Raw genomic sequence first — 558 nt, 5'->3', positions numbered from 1 at the left:
TTTGTTTTTTTTTTCAAAGCAGAGGCCGCCTTACGGATTAGGGGCCCGTCCGGTGGGTTCGAGGAGGTGTATAAGGGCCAGGGCGGTGGCGGTCTCCCGCCACGCCAGCTCGGCCTGCTGCTGGGAGGCGTCGCGCTCGCGCTGCGCGATCGCGATGTGCCCGGCGGCCTCGGCGCGGGCGTCGGCGACCCGCCGCTCGACGCCGGCGACGCTGAGCTCCGACATGAGCGAGCCGGCGAGCCGGTCGGCGACGCCCTCCATCCGGTCGACCATCTCCCACGCCCAGGCGACCTGCCCGGTCAGCGCCGGGGAGTCCAGCCCCCGCTCGCGGGCCTCCAGCGCGGACCGCTCGCACGCGCCGTCGCGGTCCTGGCAGTACCGGACGGTGCGGGCGCCGCGCACCGGCTGCGGCACGGGCCGTACGCCGCCGGCGCACGGCCACACCGCGACCAGGACGCCCAACCAGTCTCTTATTCACACCTTCACCTGACGACGAACAACATAAGGTCAGATCTGAGTGTCGTCGAACCATCACACACAACACAACACAAGAAAACA

At 69.5% G+C, this 558-nt stretch carries 1 protein-coding gene; it reads right to left on the bottom strand.

Annotation, left to right across the window (positions count from 1 at the left end):
• Positions 1-30: 30 nt before the first annotated feature.
• Positions 31-462: a hypothetical protein gene (locus HUX53_RS27375; protein WP_176406098.1), complete on the bottom strand. Its 432-nt coding sequence runs from the start codon at positions 460-462 to the stop codon at positions 31-33.
• Positions 463-558: the final 96 nt, after the last annotated feature.

Origin of the sequence: Actinomadura sp. BRA 177 (genome assembly GCF_013372625.1) — a bacterium.
In the GTDB taxonomy this organism is placed as follows: Bacteria; Actinomycetota; Actinomycetes; order Streptosporangiales; family Streptosporangiaceae; genus Spirillospora.
The sequence above is the reverse complement of the archived record's forward strand: the minus strand, read 5'-3'. Positions and strand labels throughout refer to the sequence as shown.